The sequence below is a fragment of the Methylotuvimicrobium sp. KM2 genome (assembly GCF_038051925.1).
Lineage (GTDB): Bacteria > Pseudomonadota > Gammaproteobacteria > Methylococcales > Methylomonadaceae > Methylotuvimicrobium.
In genome coordinates, this window is record NZ_CP150634.1 from 2,455,413 (window position 1) to 2,472,231 (window position 16,819).

The window sequence follows — 16,819 nt, forward strand, 5'->3', positions numbered from 1 at the left end:
TTAAAGTACTCCAACCACATTCAAAAATACCAAAAAAACTGCTGCGGGAGAGACGTAGCGAACCAAAAACCACCAGATTTGATAATATATCGGCTTGGAACTGCGCAATTCGTGTTCGCTATCATCGGGCTTCATGATCCAACCGGCAAAAACGGCCACACAGAAACCGCCGATGGGTAACATTAAATTTGCCGTCAAATAATCCAATAAATCGAAAATGGTTCGGTCGAAAATTTTAAAATTCGACCATATATTAAAAGAAAAGACCGTGCCTAATCCTACAACCCAAGTTGCAAGACCGGCCCAAACACATGCTTTCTTGCGATCGACATCTTTATTTTCGACCAGCCACGCAACAGCCGGCTCGATTAGCGAAATTGATGAAGAAAGCGCCGCAAAAACCAGCAAAACAAAAAACAAAATGCCAAATAGCCAACCGCCGGTCATATTGCCGAATGCAATTGGTAGCGTTTGAAAAATCAACCCGGGTCCGGCAGCAACTTCCAAGTTATTTGCAAAAACAATAGGAAAAATGGCGATACCGGCCAATAAGGCAACAGCAGTATCGGCTCCGGCGATTAAGATACTCGTCCGAGCAATCGAAATGCTATTCGGTAAATAAGAGCCGTAAACCATGATCGCGCCTATGCCTAGACTTAATGTAAAAAACGCGTGTCCCATTGCGGTTAAAACGGCTTGACCGGTAATTTTGCTAAAATCCGGATTGAACAAAAAGTTAATGCCTTGTTGGTAAGATCCGGTCGTCATCGCATATGCAACCAGCAACATTAAAATAATAAACAAACCGGGCATCAAAAATCTGACTGCTTTCTCCAAGCCGCCGGCTACCCCTCTCGATACCACTAGCATGGTTACCAACATAAAAATACTATGCCAAAAAATCTGTTGCAGCGGACTGCTCATTAGACTGCTAAAAGTATTCTTGATTGCTGTGCCGTCCACGCCTGAAAAGCCGCCTAAAAAAGCTTTGAAAACATAGGCGATACCCCAACCGGCTACTACGCTGTAATAAGACAAGATCAAAAATCCGGAAATAACGCCCAACCAACCCACATAATGCCATTTAGGATCGGCATTCGCCTCATCGGCTAAATCCGACATCGTATTGATGGGGCTTTGCCGTCCGCGGCGACCTATGAGCGTTTCCGCCATCATAATCGGAAGGCCGATCAACAGAATACAAAGCAGATAAACGATAACAAAAGCTCCGCCACCGTTTTCTCCCGCAATATAAGGAAATTTCCAGATATTGCCTAAACCGACCGCCGAACCGGTTGCCGCTAAAATGAATGCTAAGCGCGACGACCATTCACCATGAATTGATTTCTTTGTTTGCGTCATTTCCGTGCCTGTTCTTTGCTATAAAGCTGAATAATTATCGATAAATCGAGTAAAATACCAAAATTATTAGATCCCGTCAGTTTATAAATCCACTTAACACGCCATGGCCGATAAAAAATCGAAGAAAAAAAACAAGTCGCAAAACAATACCATCGCTACAAATCGCCAGGCTACGCACGAATATTTTATTGAAGAACGCTTCGAAGCGGGCTTAGTTTTAGAGGGGTGGGAAGTCAAAAGCCTGAGAGAGGGCCGTGCGCAACTAAAGGAAAGTTATGTACAAATCAAACGCGGCGAAGCTTGGCTTTACGGCGCGCACATTTCACCACTATTGTCCGCTTCCACACACGTCAATCCGGATTCGATACGCGGCCGAAAACTGTTGCTGCATCGCCAGGAACTGAACAAGTTAATCGGCAGCGTGGAGCGTAAGGGCTATACATTAATTCCGCTATCACTCTATTGGAAAAACGGCCGAGCCAAAATTGAAATCGGCCTGGCCAAAGGCAAAAAACTGCATGATAAGCGTACGGCGTCGAAAGACCGAGATTGGCAACGTGAAAAAGAGCGCTTGATGAAACACGCTTAGAATATAGTTAGTGGTTAACAGTAAGCAGTGAACGGATGGAAGTACTTCGGCCTGTCGCTCGTTCCCAAGCTCTTTGCTTGGGAATGCAGCACAAGAAGCTCTCCCCCTTCGACAAGGGCTCAGGGCAAGCCTTCGACAAAAGCTCAGGGCATGAGCTTCTCGAAACCGGTAAGCAAGAGCTTACGTGACGGGTCGCTCAAACAAGAGTTTGGGAAACAGCTTTTCTCTCAGTTTTTACAAATAAGGTTGGAATGGCATCATAGTGCTATAAAATTTATTATTTTTTTAATATTCAAAAACTTATATCCAGAAAATATTAATACTGGGTTAACATAACAATCGATAACAATGACTTTAACTGAATTTCTCGACAAATTAAAATCCAATAAACCGGTCGGTTTCGATGAAACGATGGCCGTGATTGCCGAACACTACGAATATCAACCTGCCGAATTTTGCAACGGCCTCGAAGATAATGAATTGATCAATAAAGCCGGTTCAAACGAAGGCTCCTGCAAAATTTTCGCGTTCGCGAAAATGAACGCACTCGACGAGCAACAAACCCTGAAGCTCTTCGGCGATTATTACCGCTTGGACGTGTTGAACGACCCGACCGGAACAGGTCATCAAAATATTCGAAATTTCATGCGCTACGGCTGGCAAGGCATACAATTCAAAAGTATGCCGCTCACGCTCAAATAGCCGTTTCGGAGCGATGCCTGCGTTGCGGCTAAAAGCAAATGGATATCGATTTTCTGATCGTAGGACAAGGACTGGCCGGAAGCCTGCTTGCCTTTGAGCTGATACAACGCAACGCACGGGTCATGGTCGTCGACGACGGCCGCGAAAATGCTTCGCAAGTCGCGGCCGGACTCATTAATCCTGTTACCGGCATACGCCTGGTCAAATCCGATCGGGTCGACGATTGTTTGCCGGAAGCGAAAGCGCTCTACAGCCGTCTGTCGAAAGTCTTCGCCCGAAATTTCCTCGTAGAAAAAACGATGTTTCGCCTGCTGTGCAACGAGGCCGAAGTTAAGCAAAGCCAAAAACGCTTGAGCGACCCGGAATATAACACCTACCTATCGAAAATACATCCACGAGAGTCATTCGCTTATCCGTTTCAAGACTGCCGTCGGTTATTGGAGCAAAAACAAACCGGCTATCTAAATACTCGTCCGCTGCTCGACGCTTTGCGGGACTTCTTTATCGGTCTCGACAGCTATCGAAAATTTACGTTCGATTTTCGCGGTACACAAGTGTTTGAATCTTTCTATCGGCTGGGATTCAAGCCGAAACAGATAGTTTTTTGCGAAGGATACCGTTTAATCTATAACCCATGGTTTTCCTGGCTACCGTTGCAGGCGGTCAAAGGCGAGATACTGACCATCGAAAGCGACTTTGCTCTACCGGAACAAATCATCAATTTCGGAAACTGGCTGATTCCCATCGGGGAAAATCGTTGCCGGACCGGTGCGACATTCGACAGGCATTGCACAGATACAACCATTACAGAGCAGGCCAAGCACCGATTGATTCAATCGCTTGCCAAGATAGATTCACGTTTCGAATCCAAAACGCGCATCGTCGATCAACAAGCCAACATCCGCCCCTGCACGCCGGACCGAATGCCTTTTCTAGGCCGGCATCCCGCAAATCCCCAGCTTTGGGTATTCAACGGTTTCGGCGCCAAGGGCAGCCTGCAAATTCCGTGGTACAGCCGTCATTTGGCCGATGTCTTGCTTAACGGCTCATACTTGGATAAACACTGCAACATCCGACGATATTATGAAACGCATTTCCTTGGTTCACGAAGCGCATAAAGCCGTACAGACTGTATTGCAAGCCGGCGATTACGCGGTCGATGCCACGGTCGGTAACGGGCATGATACGCTGTTTCTGGCACGGCATGTCGGTCCCGGCGGAATCGTGTTCGGGTTCGACATTCAACAAAACGCGATCGATCAAACGCGGAGCAGACTCGAACAGGGAAAAGTCGAAACGCCGTTTGAACTATTTAGGGTGAGTCATGCGGTAATGACGAATACGATTCCCGCACAGTTTCACGGGCGCATCAAAGCGGTCATGTTCAATCTGGGATATCTTCCAGGCGGCGACAAATTGCTGATCACTCGAACCGATACGACGATTGCCGCGCTGAATCAGGCTCTTCGAGTGCTTGCACCGGATGGATTATTGACGATACTTGCCTATCCGGGCCATTCCGGCGGCGATCAAGAAGCCGATGAAGTCGACAAATGGTGCGCCGATTTGGATGGCTCTCGCTATGATAAGTTATGCATCAACAGTCAGGAAAATCAAAAGAGTATGCCCCGTCTATATCTCGTTAACCCAGCCTAAAATTCTAGAACAAGAGTTAAGCGTCACTTAAGTTTTATATGTTAGGCCTTTGACCGGCCATATCGATTACTCTATACTCTCAAATAGCGATACGATACTATTTATCACTACAACGGAGAGAATCAATGTATAAATTCAAACCCATCGCAATGGCTTTAGTTTTGGCATTTGGTGTCCATGCTCCTGCCAGCCAAGCAGAGGAAAGCTACTTTAGCCAAGTGGGCGACAAGTTCTTGACCGGATTCGCCAATATTTTTACCGGACTCGGCGAAATCCCTAAAAACATTGTCGATGCCAGCAACAAAACCAACTACATCATTGGCCCAACGGGCGGCTTGATCAACGGAACATTGCATACTTTGGGTAGAACCGCTTCCGGCGTGTTTGACGTGATAACCAGCCCGATTCCAACCAAAAGCATGGTAGAGCCCAAGTACGTTTGGTCTGAATTCGACAAAACTACGTCTTACGGCGGTACTTTCAAGGAGTCTGAAACGCATTCATTAGAAATCTTGGAAACAAATTAACGTTTTTCCCTTCACGATAGACTAGCTAATTCTGTGCAAATAACTCAGACAGCAACCGACAAGTACTTTTGCGGCGGGAGCCCGATGATCATATGCAAACGCCCTGAAAACCTTGGCGCGTTTTGTTTTGAAGTGGCTTTATCGGTTCCTCTATGCTGTTACAGCACTTACATTGGAGATTTTTAATGAACAAATTAAAACCGTTGGCGATGACATTAGTTTTGGTATTCGGCGTCCATGCTCCTGCCAGCCAAGCAGAGGAAAGCTACTTTAGCCAAGTGGGCGACAAGTTCTTGACTGGATTCGCCAATATTTTTACCGGACTCGGCGAAATCCCTAAAAACATTGTCGATGCCAGCAACAAAACCAACTACATCATTGGCCCAACGGGCGGCTTGATCAACGGAACATTGCATACATTGGGAAGAACCGCATCCGGAGTCTTTGACGTGATAACCAGTCCGATTCCAACCAAAAGCATGGTAGAGCCCAAGTACGTTTGGTCTGAATTCGACAAAACTACGTCTTACGGCGGTACTTTCAAGTAAATCGCTAACATTGCTCCCCGGAGTCCTTCGGGGAGTTTTTTGTCTGCCCTTCCTATTTACTCACTTCCTTTAAATTCTCTTCTGGTTGATACAGTTTGTTTCAACAAAGTTACTCACAAAACCTGTGGATAACTCTGTGGATTCGCTGTTTTTTGAGCCTCTAAAGTGCCGGTTTTATTACGGTTGAGTTAAACTGTCCAATATCGATACAGATATCTTATTCGACAAATAATCAATGACTTATATGATTTTTACGGGTTTCAAAGACTTATCGTAACAAGATTTCCAAGTCATTGATTTGTGCTGTGAACAACTCGGGGCGACAGCGAACCATTGCCGCTGACTTTCGCCTTTTATATTCATCGTAGATGAAAATTCGGCCTCGGGGTGCCCGTTAAAGGATGCCGTGAACCCAGCACCTAAATTCCATAGGTCTTTGGCAATGATTCAAAATCATGGCTTATTTAGGTGCTGGGTACTCCCTTTTGATCGAAAAACCGTCTAAGAAAAAAGGTATGGGATATGTCTATCGAGGACCGCCGTAAACCCATCCATGGGGGCTTGACGGCAGCAATCCCTGCTGCCGACATCCTCGCCAGCCACACCCCATACCTTCATAAAGTTAGCCGCTTTTTGAGTATAAAGGGAGTAAATACGTCCATGGAGACTCTATGCTGTTCCTCACCTAACGTTAGGTGAAGGGCCGAGCACCCGAGGCCTCCTCCGGCACTGCCGGAAGTTGAAGTGTGAAAGGTATATTCGACTTTCCGAAAACAGGAGACGTGCTTAAATGTATTCAAAAAAATCGTTTCCCGCTCGAAGCTTATCGTAGCTTTTTGATGAGGCATTTCGTCGACTAAAAAAGACAGAGTTACCCACAAAAGCTGTGGATAACTCTGTGGATTGATTGTTTTTTTACTCACTAAAGTACCGGATTTATTGCGCTTCAGTTAAATTGTCCAAAATCGATACAGGCAGCTTATTAAAATGAAAATCAATGACTTACATTGAAACTTGATGTTTCAATGGGTTATGTAAACAAGTTGGATAAGTCCTTGATTTATGCTGTGCACAACTCGTAGCGACTCCGAACTATTGCCGCTGATCCCAGGCCTTTTCCATGCGCTTTTCCGAAATAGGATATGGCGTTTTTAATTGCTGAGCGAACACCGACACGCGAAATTCTTCGAGCATCCAGCGGAACGCCTCTTGTTCCGGCAGCACGACGGTTTTCTTGGCCCGGTTCGCGGCTTCTTTCCAGTAGCGCGTGCAATAACGCTGCACGAGCGGAATTTTCGGCGCATCGCCGACGATTTTATCGATACGGTAATCGATCGCCTTCAGATACCGCGGTATTTGCTTGAGTTGCGTCAGCGGCGTATTGCGAATGAATCCCGAATAAATCAATAGGCTCAACTGCTCGTTGATGTCGAGCACCGTCGCGTTGTCCTGCTGCAAACGCGACAACCGATTCTTAATCGCAACAGTGCTCTCGACGATGTCCAGCACGATTCTGCCCGCTTCGTTCGCAAACGACACCAGTTCGCCTTTGTGCTCTCGAATGCGCTGTTCGAAAACCGACTGAGACCTGATTGAAAGGTCACCGACGAACAATTCCGAAAACACCGTATAGAGCAAGTCTTCCTTGTATGAAACACCTTGATAATCCTTCAACAACGGATGCTCCGGCAATTGATTGACGAAGAGCTCCGCAGCCGGCTTATGTGGCATATTTTTCGTCAGATAAGTCTTTTCCTTCTTTAACTGCAATTGGAACAACCGGGTCAATCCGGCTCTGTGCAATCGGTCGGCTTTTTCACATGTATCTAAAATCTTGACGCCGACCGCATCACCTTCGTCGACGATCGCCGGGAAACCGATGAACGACTGACCTTCGTGTATGAATTCGTAGGTTTCCGGCAAATCGTCGAAGGCCCATTGAATGCAGCCGGTAAAATTCAATTCATCGGCGGCTTTCTTGTCGAAACTATCGCCGGCCTCGACTGCGTATTTATCCTGCAGTTTTTTTAGATCGCGGCCGTAGTCGAACAACTTACCGTGCTCGTCGACGATACGGAAATTCATCGTCAAGTGTTCGGGCAGGGTTTCCGGATGCCACTCGGTCAACGGAATCGCCTCGCCGGTCAACTTACGCAAACGCATGCCGAGCCATTCAAATAGCGAACCCTTGAAATCAGGCTCGATTTCGAGACACTGCTTCGCCGTCTGCGGCACCGGCACGAAATGCTTGCGGAGCTGTTTCGGCAGCGACTTGATCAGAGCGATGATTTTTTCCTCGAGCATGCCCGGCACCAGCCAGTCGAAGGGTTGCGCGCTCACTTGATTGAGTTGATGCACCGGAATGACCGCGGTCACGCCGTCTTCGTCGTGCCCCGGTTCGAAGCGATATTGCAAAGCGAAGGTTAGGCGCCCGACTTTTTTGCTATCCGGGAAATCCCATTCGTTGATGAAGTCATCCTGTTCCCTCGTCAAATCCTCCTTGGTCAAAAACAGAAACTTCGGATTTTCGCGTTCGACACTCTTACGCCATTGATCGAACGTAATGCCGTTGACGACCGATTCGGGAATTTTTTTATCGTAAAACTGATACAGCCACTCCTCGTCTTCGATCAAATCGACACGCCGGCCTTTATGCTGAATATAACCGACTTCTTCGAGCAGTTGCTGGTTGGCCTTGAAAAACGGCGCATTGGTCTGATAATCCTGATTGACCAGCCCGAAGCGAATAAAGAAATCGCGCGCAGCCTTCGGGTCGACGTGTTCGTAAGGAATTTTACGCTTCGCCTGCAGTGTCAATCCGTATAACAGCGTGCGCTCGTAAATGCCGCTGCGGCCGGCCTTTTTTTCCCAGTGCGGATCGTAGTAATTGCGCTTGACCAGATGCCCGGAACAAGCCTCGATCCATTCCGGCTCGATGCGGGCGACCGTGCGCGCGTAAACCTTGCTGGTCTCGACCTGTTCGGCGGCCATGATCCATTTCGGACGCGCCTTGTGCAGACCGGAACCCGGAAAAATAAAAAACTTGAGTCCGCGTGCGCCGAGATATTCGTATTGCTCGTGCCGGAAGCCGATGTTCGACAACAGCCCCGGCAACAACGCGCGATGAATTTCGCCGTAACCGGCCTCGATCATGTTCGGTTTGAGTTTCAATTCGCCTTTGATCACCTGCATGATCTGCGCATGAATGTCGAACCATTCCTTCATGCGGACATAGGACAGAAACTGATCCTTACAGTATTTGCGCAATTTGTTGTTCGACAGATGCTTTTTCTGCTCCTCGAAATGGTTCCACAGATTCAGCAGCGTCATGAAATCCGATTCTTCATGACGAAAAACGGCGTGTTTCGCATCGGCCTGCTGCATCTTCTCGGCCGGCTTTTCTCGCGGATCTTGTATGCTTAACGCCGCGACAATGATCGATACCTCATGGAGGCATTGATATTCAGCCGCGGCCAACAGCATCCTGGCCAATTTAGGATCGGTCGGTAGTTTGGCCAACTGCTTGCCGACTTCGGTCAAATGACCCTGCTTATCGAGCGCATTGACCTCATGCAGCATCGTCTTGCCGTCGCGGATCATCTTATCCTCGGGCGGCTCGATAAACGGAAAATCCTCGATATCGCCAAGCTTAAGCGCAATCATCTGCAGAATTACCGACGACAGATTGGTGCGCAAAATTTCCGGCTCGGTAAATACCGGACGTGCTTGAAAATCCTCCTTCGAATACAGGCGAATGCAGATGCCTTCCGCGACGCGGCCGCAGCGCCCTGCCCTTTGATTCGCGCTGGCCTGAGAGATGCGCTCGATCGGCAGACGTTGAATCTTGCTGCGATGACTGTAACGGCTGATGCGCGCGTGTCCGGTATCGATCACGCAGCGGATGCCCGGCACCGTCAGCGAGGTTTCGGCGACGTTGGTCGCGAGCACGATGCGCTGACCGCCTTTCGGCTTGAACACCCGCTCCTGTTCGGCGACGCTCAATTTCGAATACAGCGGCAGAATTTCGTATCCGGTCGGATGATGCTTGCGCAGCGATTCGGTCGTTTCGCGTATTTCCCGCTCGCCGCTCAAAAATATCAAAATATCGCCGCGCATGTCGCGCGACAGTTCGTCGACGGCATCGAGAATCGCTTGTTGCAGATCGGCCGTCGTTTCGTCATCTTCCTCGATCTGGTCTATTGGCCTGTAGCGAATTTCAACCGGATAGGTGCGGCCCGATACCTCAATGATCGGCGCATCGGCGAAATGTTTTGAAAAACGCTCCGGGTCGATCGTCGCCGACGTGACGATCAATTTCAGATCGGGACGCTTCGGCAGCAGCCATTTCATGTAGCCGAGTAAAAAATCGATATTCAGGCTACGCTCGTGCGCCTCGTCGATAATGATCGTATCATACTGATTCAAATACGGATCGTTTTGCGTTTCGGCCAACAAAATACCGTCAGTCATTAATTTGACTAACGATTCCTTGCGAGTTTGATCGTGAAAACGAACCTTGTAACCGACCGATTTGCCGACCGGTTCGCCCAACTCCTCGGCAATGCGGTCCGCAACCGTGCGCGCGGCGATGCGGCGCGGCTGCGTGTGACCGATGTAGCCGGCAGAACCCCGGCCGATCGACAAACAGATTTTCGGCAATTGCGTGGTCTTGCCGGAACCGGTCTCGCCGCAGACGATAACGACCTGATTGTCCCGAATCAACTGCGCGATTTCGTCTTTTTTGCCGCTGACCGGCAAATCGGGAAATGAGATCGCGGGAATCGACGCCCGCCGTTTCGAAAACAATGCCGCCGATTGTTCGATGCGGCTGGTTAAGTCAGCGAGCTTGTCGACCGAGTCCTTGCCTTTTTTAACATCTTGGCGCAGACGGTCGAGTTGGCGTTTCAGGCGATAGCGGTCTTGATTCAGACATTCCGGTAATCGATGGGCAAGCTGTTTGAATTGTGCGTGTATAGACATTCGCTTTAGGCGATAAAAATTAGCATTATAACGTTAAACTTGATCATTTAGAGATTTGACCAAGTTAACTTTGTAAATTTATGGATCACAGCATGATTTTGTCATTCATTGTAAGAATTACTAAGTAAATATTTCTGAGTGTGTTACTATGGATTTTGTAAGGTCTTAGCGTGAAGGTTTGCTCATGGCAAGGCCCTACATTGGCTAAAGTTAGACAAGACGCACTATAGCGCATCAGGTTTGCGGAACACGCGTCTTACCTGCGATCGTAAACCCGAGGTTTTAGCAATAGCCAAAATTATTAACTCACAAAAGGTAAACTAGAACATGAAATTTTTAAAACAGATCGTCATCGCTCTCGCCGTCACTCTTTCCATAGGTAGCTTTAATCAGGTCATGGCCGCAGGAAAGATTGAGAATGCAACACCGGAAGAAGTCGCCGCAGCTATTGCAGGCGCCGCGCAAAAGTCAGAGGATGCTTTGGCTGCACTGAAAAACGGCGAAGCTGACGAAACTGTACTGGAACTGATTAAAGGAGCGCGTCAAGACTCTAAGCGCATTGAAGTTGGCAGGCTGGATGTCAAAAGAACCAGAGCTGCAGCTCATTTGAAAAAAGCACGTAGAGCCGTCAGAAAAGGCGACAAAGCTCAAGCCGAGGCTTCTTTAATGGAAGCAATTAAAGGCTATCAAGAAGTTAAAGCCGATTATTGATTTAAGTTAAACAGGCGCTTGGGCAACTATAGCTTGCCCAAGCTTAACCAAACTCATCCCGCGTTAAATTCCCTCCTGACCACTCGCTCACCGCAAGCCCACCTACTTTTTCATTTAGAGCTTCCCAAAAGTCTGCTAAAATCGCCTCCTTTTTACTCTGCATAATAAAGGATCGCCATGTCGGAATTCCATAATGTTTCTGTCGTCAAAAAAGCTAACGTCTATCATGACGGTAATATCACGAGCCGTACCGTTAAATTTAGCGACGGTAGCATCAAAACTTTAGGCTTTATGTTGCCGGGAGAATACACGTTCAACACCGTCGATAAAGAATTGATGGAAATAATCGACGGAGAACTTGAAGTATTATTGCCAGGCTCCGAACAATGGCAAAAAGTTAAGGGGGGCGACTCGTTCGACATTCCTGCGAATGCGCAATTTCAAATTAACATCAAAAGCCCTACCGATTATTGTTGTTCTTATTTTAAATAGACTATTTTGGCGCATACCTTCGAAAAGGTAATAATTAGCAATTGCTAGTGTTAAAACCCGCTCACTTCTTCCACAGACTTACGCGAGAAATCAGGGTCATTATATCGCGCCGCCAACGCATCGATATCAACCTTGGTGTTTTCTTGCGTAAAGTCAATACCGATCAGATTCACACTTTTCCAGGCGACGGGCGATGAGCTTTTGATGATCTCGATAGCATCCTAAATGCTGCAAAGCAGTCATTGGTGATCTCATTCAACGACCTGATATCCCCCGGGCCACAGCACCGCCGTTTAAGCGCCTGGTTTTCTCTGAAACCTAACGAATAAGATTAGATTTTGTAAGCAACGCAGATCAAAATCTGAATCGTTTGTTGGGCAACCCCGACCTGTTCATCGGAGGTCAAAAAATACGGGAAAGTAAGACTTGACAATCTAAGGATTTTGGATATTGTAAATCCCTTTTTGAGGTTGGTTTATAAAAAAATCAAATAGTTGAGGTCTATGAAAATTGTTTGTGTTTGCCATGCAAAGAAGTGCAACTTGAAACTTTAGCTTACTTAAAAATGTCAAATTTAGCAGGTCGACGAACTTGCGCGTGACATGCGCGGCGATATTTTAATATTTTTAAGCGGCGAGCGGTAAATCTTCGAAACGGCCGAGTCGCTGCGCAAGCATCATCCGACCGGCTACGAAATTCCGCCGCTGTATTCGAAATTGAGCGTTGCCGAACAGGAGCGGGTGTTCAAGCCTAAAGGCGGGCAACGCATCATCCTCGCGCGACCCATGTCGCCAAAACCACATTAACGGTACCGAGCATACGTTGCGCAAACGATACCGAGCATGCGCGTATCGGCCGTTACAGTCATCGAGGCAAGATTCAACGCCATTTGTGCTACCTCTTTTGACTACGAATGAACCGGCTTTCTCCGCGTTATCGGCAGAAGGCTAAGTGAACAAATTGGCCCACCATTCATGCCGCGAAGAAAATGACTACAATTACGTTAATATTTTTGCTGAGGAGCCCAGATGCCTGACCCCACCATTCTGATCGTCGACGACGAGCCAACCAATCTTGCGGTGCTGTCGAAGCTTCTGCAACCTTGCTACAAGGTGCGTGCAGCCAATTCGGGCCGCCGCTGCCTAGCTGCGGCGCTGCCTCCTCAGACGCCCGACCTCATTCTGCTCGACGTCATGATGCCGGACATGAATGGTTACGAAGTCCTGCGGGAACTACGTGCCGAACCGGCGACTCGCGACATCCCGGTGCTCTTCGTCACGGCACTCGATGACGAAGCCGACGAGGAGTATGGACTGGAACTGGGCGCCGCCGACTACCTGACCAAGCCGATTCGTCCCGGTATCTTGCTGGCTCGCGTGCGGACTCAGCTCGACGCCAAGTACGGCCGCGACTTATTGCGCGACCGCAACGTTCTGCTGGAAAAAGAGGTGGCGCGGCGCATGCACGAAAATGACCTGATCCAACTGGTCAGCATTCGCGCCTTGGCCTACCTGGCCGAAACGCGCGACCCCGAAACAGGCAACCACATTCTGCGTACCCAGGCCTATGTCCACCAGCTCGCCCTGGCCTTGCGGCAACACCCGCGCTTCAGCGATGTGCTCACCCCGCGCTACTGCGACCTGCTGACCAAGTCGGCCCCGCTTCACGACATCGGCAAGGTCGGCATTCCCGACGCGATCCTACTCAAGCCCGACCGGCTCACCGAGGCCGAATGGGTAATCATGAAAACCCATGCCAGATTAGGCGCTGTGGCTATCGAGAAGGCCGAGGCCGACATTGACATGCCCTTGGACTTTCTCGTGCTGGCCAAACAAATCGCCCACTGGCACCATGAAAAATGGGACGGCAGCGGCTACCCCGATGGCCTGGCCGGAGAAGCCATTCCCGTCGCTGCCCGCTTCATGGCGCTGGCCGATGTCTTCGATGCGCTGATTTCGGAGCGCGTATACAAGCCGGCGATGCCCTGCGAAGCCGCGCGCGACATCATCGCTGCGGGCCGTGGCCGCCATTTCGATCCCGATGTCGTCGATGCCTTCCTGGCGAATTTTGCGGAATTCGTCCGCATTGCCGAGCGCCATTGCGATTTCGTCGCAGGCCATCATGAACCCGCTCATCCCTGATATCGCCACAAGTGCAGATATGCACTACCAAACCCGGAATGCGTTGGCATCGCGGCGCATCGAAGACAAACCGCAACGATCGCAGCTGATCTCCGAGAACATCCCGGTCGGGCTATACATTTATCATCAGGAAGACGTGTCAGACGACCGAACCTTACGCATGATTTACGCCAATCCGATAGTCAAGACCCTAACTGGCCTCAGTCCGGAAGACGTCGTTGGCAAGACACTTGACGAAAACTTCCCAGGCCTGCGCGCCAAAGGCATTCCTCAGCGCTACGCCGAAGTAGTTCGCAGCCAGATAGCCAACAGCTTCGAAGACATCACCTATGGGGATGACCGGGTCCCGTTGGCGTCATTCGCGGTTCGTGCGTTCCCGTTGCCCGATAACCATGTCGGCGTCGTGTTTGAAAACATTACCGAGCGTAAACGTATAGAAACGGCAGCCACTCGGAGCCTCGTGCTGCTGGAGGCCACTCAGCGGCTCGTCCACGTCGGTGGATGGGAGTGGGACAACGAGCGGCAAACCATGACCTGGACTGACGAGACCTATCGTATCCATGACATGCAGACCAACGAACTCGTCGCCGGGTCGCCCAAACACATCGCACGAAGCTTGGCCTGCTACGATCCCAGCGATCGGCCGATCATCGAGGCCGCGTTCCGCCGCTGTGCTGAAGAAGGGATTGCCTACGACCTGGAGTTCCCTTTGACTCGGATTGACCAACGACGTATCTGGATCCGCACCATAGCAGAGGCTATCAAGGAGGACGGCCGCGTCGTCAAGGTCATCGGAACAATTGCGGACATCACCGAGCGTAAACAGGCTGAGGAGGATCTGAAGTGTAAGAATGACGAACTGACCCGCTTCAACAAAGCTGCCGCCGATCGCGAGATGCGCATGATCGAACTTAAGCATAAGATCAACGAACTCTCGCGACGACTGGGCGAGCCGCCGCCCTACGCGCTCGCGTTCCTTGGGCAAGACGGCAGCGAGAAGCTATCCGTTTCCACCGACCCGTTACAAACCAACAACCGTGATGAGAACAAGGCATGAAAAAAACTATGAAGACCTTGCCCGATCAGATCTCCAGTCTCTTTCCCAAATCTCCTACCGGCATTCGCGGGCTGGACGACATTACCGGCGGCGGCCTGCCCACGGGCCGGCCTACGCTGGTGTGCGGCGGCGCCGGCTGCGGCAAGACGCTCCTGGCGATGGAGTTCCTGGTCCACGGCGCGGTGAGCTATAGTGAACCAGGCGTGTTCATGACCTTCGAGGAAACCTCTGCGGACCTCGCCAAGAACGTTGCTTCGCTCGGCTTCGATCTGCCGGCCTTGATCGCCGACAAGAAGCTCCTGGTGGATCATGTGGCCATAGAGCGCAGCGAGATCGAGGAGACTGGCGAATACGATCTCGGCGGGCTGTTCATTCGCTTGGGCCACGCGATCGACTCGATCGGCGCGAAGCGTGTGGCACTGGACACCGTGGAAGCGCTATTCTCGGCCCTGCCCAATCAAGCGATTCTGCGTGCGGAGCTGCGCCGGCTGTTCCGTTTCCTCAGGGACAAAAACGTCACCGTCGTCATCACGGGCGAGCGCGGTGAAGCTATCCTGGCGCGCCACGGCATCGAGGAATATCTCTCCGATTGCGTCATCATACTCGACCATTGCGTGAGCGAGCAGATGTCCACCCGGCGCCTGCGCGTGGCAAAATATCGGGGCTCCATGCATGGCACCAACGAATATCCGTTCCTGATCGATGAACAGGGTATCTTTGTGTTGCCGGTCACCTCGCTCGGGCTGAATCACGAAGTCTCCATGGAACGCATCCCCACCGGCATCGCGCGGCTGGATACGATGCTCGGCGGCCAGGGGTATTTCCGCGGCAGCAGCATCCTAATCTCCGGCACGGCAGGCTGCGGCAAGACCAGCGTGGCGGCGCACTTGGCCGACGCCACTTGCCGGCGCGAGGAGCGTTGCCTGTCGTTTCTGTTCGAAGAATCCCCCAACCAGTTGATGCGCAACATGCGCTCCATCGGACTGGACTTGCAGCCGTGGTTGGAGAATGGATTGTTGCGCTTGCAGGCGGTGCGGCCATCGTTATATGGCCTGGAAATGCACCTCGCCGCCATGCTCAAGGCAATCGATGAGTTTCAACCCTCGGTCGTGATCGTGGACCCGATCAGCAGCTTCAGCGCGGCCAGCAGTCCGTTCCAGGTCAAGTCCATGCTCATCCGGTTAGTGGACTATCTCAAGGTCAAGGGGATCACCGCGATGCTGGTCTACCTGACCACTGGCGGCAGCGCACCGGAATATACCGACATGGAAATCTCCTCTTTGATCGACACCTGGCTGTTATTGCGCGACATCGAGCAGAACGGCGAATGCAACCGCGGAATGTATGTCCTCAAATCGCGCGGCATGGCGCACTCGAACCAGATCCGCGAGTTTAAGCTCACGGAACGCGGCGTGGAATTGCTGGATGTGTATGTCGGCCTTGACGGCGTGTTGACCGGCTCTGCGCGACTGGCGCAGGAAGCAAAGGAACGGGCGGAACTCGAAGCCTCCCAGCTGGATATGGAAGAACAGCAGGCAGCCCTTGAATACAAACGCCACATGCTGGAAAGTCAAATCGCCGCGCTGCGCGCCGAATTTGCCGCCACCGAGGTGGAAGTCAAACGCCTCATCCGCCAGGGCGAGCAACGCCGCGAACGCTTGGAGCATGACATGGCCGCAATGCGCCGTATCCGTCATGCCGATGCCGCCGCAGCCAACCATCAGGAGAAAACGAAATGACCAAAGCAAAACCAGAAAGTGCTACCAAGGCAGCCGACCCCGTATGGGAGCTGCGCCTCTATGTGGCCGGAGAGTCTCCCAAGGCGCTAACCGCCTTCGCCAACCTCAAGCGCATCTGCGAAGAGCATCTCGAGGGGCAATACCGCATCGAGGTCATTGACCTTCTGCAGAATCCGCAACTGGCTGCTGACGAGCAGATCTTCGCCCTACCGACGCTGGTGCGCAAACTCCCGCAGCCGATCCGCAAGATTATCGGCGACCTTTTCAACACCGAGCGAGTGTTGGTCGGCCTCGATCTGCGCGTCAGCCCATGAA

14 protein-coding genes and 1 pseudogene are annotated in these 16,819 nt (G+C 50.6%); 13 read left to right on the plus strand and 2 right to left on the minus strand.

Features of this window, described 5'->3' with window-relative positions; all coding sequences use genetic code 11:
• Complete coding sequence (locus WJM45_RS10425; protein WP_341328861.1) at nt 1–1,362, minus strand: sodium-dependent transporter; 1,362 nt, start codon at nt 1,360–1,362, stop codon at nt 1–3.
• 103 nt (nt 1,363–1,465) lie between these two features.
• On the opposite strand from WJM45_RS10425, the gene smpB reads away from it, so the two are divergent.
• The 6 genes from smpB (at nt 1,466) to WJM45_RS10455 (ending at nt 5,384) form a co-directional block, all read left to right on the plus strand.
• Entirely contained in the window at nt 1,466–1,951 is a 486-nt protein-coding gene (gene smpB, locus WJM45_RS10430; protein WP_341328862.1) for an SsrA-binding protein SmpB, read from the plus strand.
• A gap of 348 nt (nt 1,952–2,299) precedes the next feature.
• A complete protein-coding gene (locus WJM45_RS10435) occupies nt 2,300–2,653 on the plus strand; it encodes a HopJ type III effector protein (protein ID WP_341328863.1) in 354 nt (117 codons plus the stop codon).
• 38 nt (nt 2,654–2,691) lie between these two features.
• Nucleotides 2,692–3,771, plus strand: coding sequence for an FAD-binding oxidoreductase (locus WJM45_RS10440; protein ID WP_341328864.1), 1,080 nt, complete (start codon nt 2,692–2,694; stop codon nt 3,769–3,771).
• Nucleotides 3,737–4,309: a class I SAM-dependent methyltransferase gene (locus WJM45_RS10445; RefSeq protein ID WP_341328865.1), complete on the plus strand. Its 573-nt coding sequence runs from the start codon at nt 3,737–3,739 to the stop codon at nt 4,307–4,309. Before WJM45_RS10440 ends, WJM45_RS10445 begins: the two co-directional genes overlap by 35 nt.
• Before the next feature lie 125 nt (nt 4,310–4,434).
• Nucleotides 4,435–4,836: an exosortase system-associated protein, TIGR04073 family gene (locus WJM45_RS10450; RefSeq protein ID WP_341328866.1), complete on the plus strand. Its 402-nt coding sequence runs from the start codon at nt 4,435–4,437 to the stop codon at nt 4,834–4,836.
• 185 nt (nt 4,837–5,021) lie between these two features.
• Entirely contained in the window at nt 5,022–5,384 is a 363-nt protein-coding gene (locus tag WJM45_RS10455; protein ID WP_341328867.1) for an exosortase system-associated protein, TIGR04073 family, read from the plus strand.
• A 1,092-nt stretch (nt 5,385–6,476) separates the two neighbouring features.
• Here WJM45_RS10455 and hrpA read toward each other — a convergent pair.
• Nucleotides 6,477–10,364, minus strand: a complete 3,888-nt coding sequence (hrpA, locus tag WJM45_RS10460) for an ATP-dependent RNA helicase HrpA (protein ID WP_341328868.1) — start codon at nt 10,362–10,364, stop codon at nt 6,477–6,479.
• A gap of 327 nt (nt 10,365–10,691) precedes the next feature.
• Between hrpA and WJM45_RS10465 the strand changes: the two genes are divergently transcribed.
• The 7 genes and pseudogenes from WJM45_RS10465 to WJM45_RS10495 all read left to right on the plus strand — a co-directional run bounded on the left by WJM45_RS10465 (nt 10,692) and on the right by WJM45_RS10495 (nt 16,818).
• The gene (locus WJM45_RS10465; protein WP_341328869.1) at nt 10,692–11,075 is read left to right on the plus strand and encodes a hypothetical protein; all 384 of its coding nucleotides are present in this window, start codon (nt 10,692–10,694) and stop codon (nt 11,073–11,075) included.
• Between the two features lie 177 nt (nt 11,076–11,252).
• Nucleotides 11,253–11,567: a pyrimidine/purine nucleoside phosphorylase gene (locus WJM45_RS10470; protein WP_341328870.1), complete on the plus strand. Its 315-nt coding sequence runs from the start codon at nt 11,253–11,255 to the stop codon at nt 11,565–11,567.
• Between the two features lie 581 nt (nt 11,568–12,148).
• Nucleotides 12,149–12,453: pseudogene (locus WJM45_RS10475) on the plus strand (helicase-related protein); the annotation flags it as partial.
• 142 nt (nt 12,454–12,595) lie between these two features.
• Nucleotides 12,596–13,708 carry an HD domain-containing phosphohydrolase gene (locus WJM45_RS10480; protein ID WP_341328871.1) on the plus strand — a complete coding sequence of 371 codons (1,113 nt, stop codon included), beginning with the start codon at nt 12,596–12,598 and terminating at the stop codon, nt 13,706–13,708.
• A complete protein-coding gene (locus tag WJM45_RS10485; RefSeq protein WP_341328872.1) occupies nt 13,689–14,765 on the plus strand; it encodes a PAS domain-containing protein in 1,077 nt (358 codons plus the stop codon). The genes WJM45_RS10480 and WJM45_RS10485 overlap by 20 nt, the downstream gene beginning before the upstream one ends.
• On the plus strand, nt 14,762–16,504 hold the full coding sequence (gene kaiC / locus WJM45_RS10490; protein ID WP_341328873.1) for a circadian clock protein KaiC: 1,743 nt from the start codon (nt 14,762–14,764) through the stop codon (nt 16,502–16,504). The genes WJM45_RS10485 and kaiC overlap by 4 nt, the downstream gene beginning before the upstream one ends.
• Nucleotides 16,501–16,818, plus strand: coding sequence for a circadian clock KaiB family protein (locus WJM45_RS10495; RefSeq protein WP_341328874.1), 318 nt, complete (start codon nt 16,501–16,503; stop codon nt 16,816–16,818). The genes kaiC and WJM45_RS10495 overlap by 4 nt, the downstream gene beginning before the upstream one ends.
• Nucleotide 16,819: the final 1 nt, after the last annotated feature.